This window comes from Streptomyces sp. SPB074, assembly GCF_000154905.1.
Classification (GTDB): domain Bacteria; phylum Actinomycetota; class Actinomycetes; order Streptomycetales; family Streptomycetaceae; genus Streptomyces.
Genome location: NZ_GG770539.1, coordinates 5,918,776 through 5,922,527, shown reverse-complemented (window position 1 = coordinate 5,922,527; position 3,752 = coordinate 5,918,776). Strand labels below are relative to the sequence as shown.

The following is a 3,752-nucleotide window of genomic DNA, read 5'->3' as shown; positions in this document are numbered from 1 at the left end:
CCATGGGGGTCGGGGTAACAGCCCGGCCGGGCGGGGGGCGTCTCCATGGCGGCAACTTTAGGGCGTTTCGCCCGTTCGGCCGGGTGAACTCACCCGGTCGGCACGCCGGTTCCCGCGGACGGGAGCGCGCGGCCCCGCCACGCGCCCCTGTGCCGCGTCCGCGAGCGGCGGCCCGGGGCGGCCGGGCCGGCTCCGGCTCAGGCGCCGCCGAAAGCGCTGTCCGCCTGGTCGGGGATGACCGAGCCGTCGTCGCGCCGCGCGGGCCCCTGGCTCCCGTCCTCCTCGGTGCGCGCCGTCGTCGCGCAGGGGTAGGCGTCCTTCTTGCGGGGCAGCGGCTCGATGAACATCGGGTTGACGAGCCAGCGGCCGTCCTCGTTGTCGTAGGCGCGGCACATGATCTCGTTCTTGTTGCGGTTGAGCACGAGGTGCGCGCCCGTGGCGTCGCCGACAAAGGTGACGTCGGTGTCGGCGTCGCCGCCGCCGATCGCGACGCGGTGCGCGAAGTCCTGCCGCTGCCAGGCGCGCGGGCCCTTGACGCCGAAGATCTCCTGGTTGATCCAGCAGCGCTTGCCGTCGGTGTAGGGGATGTCGGCGCCCTTGGAGGCGGGTTCGCCGCCGCAGCCCTCGTTGACGGTGGTGATCCGGCCGCGCCGGTCGAGGAGGCTGCGGATGGCGATGGTGTGCTTCTTGTCGATGCCGATGCCCGCCGACCACACCTCGGTGACGGGCTCGGAGCCGGCGGAGACGATGTAGACGTCGAAGCCGGCCCGCTGGAGGGTGCGCACGAGGTCGCGCTGCTGCTCGTAGTAGCGCACGTAGCCCGGGATGGTGTGGGTGCCGACGCGCTGGGTCGCGCCGACGGGCGCGGCGAGGGCCTCCTCGCGGGCGGCGCGCGTATAGGCGGTGAGCTGGGCGGCGGTGTGCCCGGCGAAGAGCTGGGGGACCCAGGCGTACTCGGGGACGGTGCGGCGGTGGTTCCATTCGCCCTCGAACGCCTCGGCGCCGCCCATGGTGTGCGCGGTGCTGCGGATCTCGAAGATTTCGTCGGCGCAGTCGGTGCGTTCGGAGGTGGGCAGCGGGGCGCCGACGGGGACGTCGGTGCCACACGCCTCGGTGAGGGCGTGGGCCGCCTCGCCGGTGAGCCAGGCGCTCGTGCGGCGCCAGTCGGCCGGGCGCAGGATCTTGTCGTGGCGCAGGGACCAGGCGATGGTCGCGTCGGTGATGTCGTTCTTGGAGATCGTGTTGTCCCAGTCGAAGGCGGCGACGGGGCGCTGTCCGCCGTGGCGGCCGTCGGCGAGGCCCGGGTGCGAGCAGGTGCCGCGTTCGTCGATGACGCGCTGGAGGGCGGCGCGGTTGTGGCCGTACCAGGGGAGTTTCGTGCTGAGCCGGGGGCAGTCCGTACCGTGGGCGGGGGGTTGGGCCCCGGCGGGTGCGGAGGTGGCGAGCAGCGCGGCGGCGGCGAGGCCGAGCGAGGCGAGCAGGGGGGTGGTGCGGCGCATGGGGGGTCCGATCTGTCCGACGGCAGGGCGGAGCGCGGGGCCGCCGCCGTCCCGGGACCCGGGACGCGGGGCACGGAAGGGGGCGGCCCCGGATGTCATGCACCGTACATCCCGGGTTCAGAGGGGGGTCACGTACGCGCCGGAGATCCCGCCGTCCACGAGGAAGTCGGCGGCGTTGACGAAGGAGGAGTCGTCGCTCGCGAGGAAGGCGACGGCGGCGGCGATCTCGGTGGCCTCGGCGAAGCGGCCGAGGGGGATGTGGACGAGGCGGCGCGCGGCGCGCTCGGGGTCCTTGGCGAAGAGTTCGCGCAGCAGCGGGGTGTTCACGGGGCCGGGGCACAGGGCGTTGACGCGGATGCCCTCGCGGGCGAACTGCACGCCGAGTTCGCGCGAGAGGGCGAGGACGCCGCCCTTGGACGCGGTGTAGGAGATCTGGCTGGTGGCGGCGCCCATGCGGGCGACGAAGGAGGCGGTGTTGATGATGGAGCCGCGCCGCTGCTGGCGCATGTAGGGCAGGACGGCCTGGCAGCACAGGTAGACGGAGGTGAGGTTGACCTCCTGGACGCGGCGCCAGGCGTCGAGGCCCGTGGTGAGGATCGAGTCGTCCTCGGGGGGCGAGATCCCCGCGTTGTGGAAGGAGACGTCGACGCTGCCGTAGGTGTCGAAGGCCGTGCGGAAGAGCGCGGCGACGTCCTCGGGCACCGTGACGTCGGTGCGGCGGAAGAGCCCGTCCACCTCCTCGGCCGCCGCCCGGCCGGTCTCCTCGTCCAGGTCGGCGCAGACGACGTGGGCGCCCTCGGAGGCGAGCCGCCGGGCGGTCGCGAGGCCGATGCCGCTGCCGGCGCCCGTGACGACGGCGGTGCGGCCGACGAGGCGGCGGCAGACGGGGGTCTCCGCGGCCGGGTCCGGGGCGGGGGGCGTGTCCTGCGGTGCGCTCATGGGGGTCTCAGCCTTCCGTGCCGGGGTCGGTGCTGATGAAGACGTTCTTGGTCTCGGTGAAGGCGGCGAGCGCGTCGGGGCCCAGTTCCCGCCCGAGCCCGGATTCGCCGTAGCCGCCGAAGGGGGTGTGGTAGCGGACGCTGCTGTGCGAGTTGACGGAGAGGTTGCCGGCCGCGATGCCGCGCGCGACGCGCAGCGCGCGGGCCCCGTCGCGGGTCCACACGGAGCCCGAGAGGCCGTACGGGGTCGCGTTCGCGAGGCGTACGCCCTCCTCCTCGCCGTCGAAGGGCAGCACGACGGCGACGGGCCCGAAGATCTCCTCGACCGCCACGGGGTCCTCGGGGCGCGCGCCGAGCACGAGGGTCGGCGGGTACCAGAAGCCGGGACCCTCGGGGGCGCTCCCCCGGATGACGTCCAGGCCGGGGCCGACGTAGGAGGCGACGCGCTCGCGCTGCCGGGCCGAGATGAGCGGGCCCATCTGCGTCCCGGGGTCGGCCGGGTCGCCGACGACGACGGCGCGCAGGGCCGGTTCGAGGAGGGCGAGGAAGGCGTCGTAGGCGGGGCGTTCGACGAGGACGCGGGTGCGGGCGCAGCAGTCCTGGCCCGCGTTGTCGAGGAAGGACATGGGGGCGGAGGAGGCGGCGGCTTCGAGGTCGGCGTCGGCGAAGACGAGGTTGGGGCTCTTGCCGCCGAGTTCGAGTGTCACCGCCTTGACCTGCTCGGCACAGAGGGCCATGACGCGTTTGCCGGTGCGGACCGAGCCGGTGAAGACGACCTTGCGCACGCCCGGGTGGCGCACCAGGTCCTCGCCCGCGCCCGGGCCTGTGCCGGGCAGGACCTGGAAGAGGCCGTCGGGCAGTCCGGCCTCCAGGGCGAGGTCCGCGAGGCGCAGGGCGGTGAGGGGGGTGGTCTCGGCGGGCTTGAGGATCACCGCGTTCCCGGCGGCGAGCGCGGGGGCGCTGCCCCAGCCCGCGACGGGCAGCGGGAAGTTCCACGGGGCGATGACGGCGACGACGCCGAGGGGTTCGAGGAACGTCACGTCGATGCCGCCCGCGACGGGGATCTGCCGTCCCGTCAGGCGTTCCACTCCCCCGGCGGCGTACTCCAGGAGGTCGCGCACGTTGCCCGCCTCCCAGCGGGCGTTGCCGAGGGTGTGCCCGGCCTCGGCGACCTCCAGGCGGGCCAGTTCCTCGACGTGCGTGTCCACGACGGCGGCGAAGCGGCGCAGGAGGCGGGCGCGGTCGGCGGGGGCGAGGGCCGCCCAGCCGTGCTGCGCGGCGCTCGCGCGCCGGACGGCGCGGTCCACCTCCTCGG

Annotated in this window: 3 protein-coding genes; all 3 read right to left on the bottom strand. The window is 74.7% G+C overall.

All coding sequences use genetic code 11. The features are described 5' to 3' along the window. Positions 1–197: 197 nt before the first annotated feature. The gene (locus SSBG_RS25045; protein WP_037870588.1) at positions 198–1,499 is read right to left on the bottom strand and encodes a haloacid dehalogenase-like hydrolase; all 1,302 of its coding nucleotides are present in this window, start codon (positions 1,497–1,499) and stop codon (positions 198–200) included. A 117-nt stretch (positions 1,500–1,616) separates the two neighbouring features. Beyond that, positions 1,617–2,438 (bottom strand): 3-oxoacyl-ACP reductase, encoded by an 822-nt coding sequence (locus tag SSBG_RS25040; RefSeq protein WP_008748857.1) that lies wholly within the window; start codon positions 2,436–2,438, stop codon positions 1,617–1,619. Between the two features lie 7 nt (positions 2,439–2,445). After that, entirely contained in the window at positions 2,446–3,744 is a 1,299-nt protein-coding gene (locus tag SSBG_RS25035; protein ID WP_008748856.1) for an aldehyde dehydrogenase family protein, read from the bottom strand. Between the last annotated feature and the right edge of the window lie 8 nt (positions 3,745–3,752).

Bases quoted from the DNA above. Each gene is read 5' to 3' on its own strand.
- SSBG_RS25045 (WP_037870588.1), bottom strand. From the start codon at position 1,499: ATGCGCCGCACCACCCCCCTGCTCGCCTCGCTCGGCCTCGCCGCCGCC.
- SSBG_RS25040 (WP_008748857.1), bottom strand. From the start codon at position 2,438: ATGAGCGCACCGCAGGACACGCCCCCCGCCCCGGACCCGGCCGCGGAG.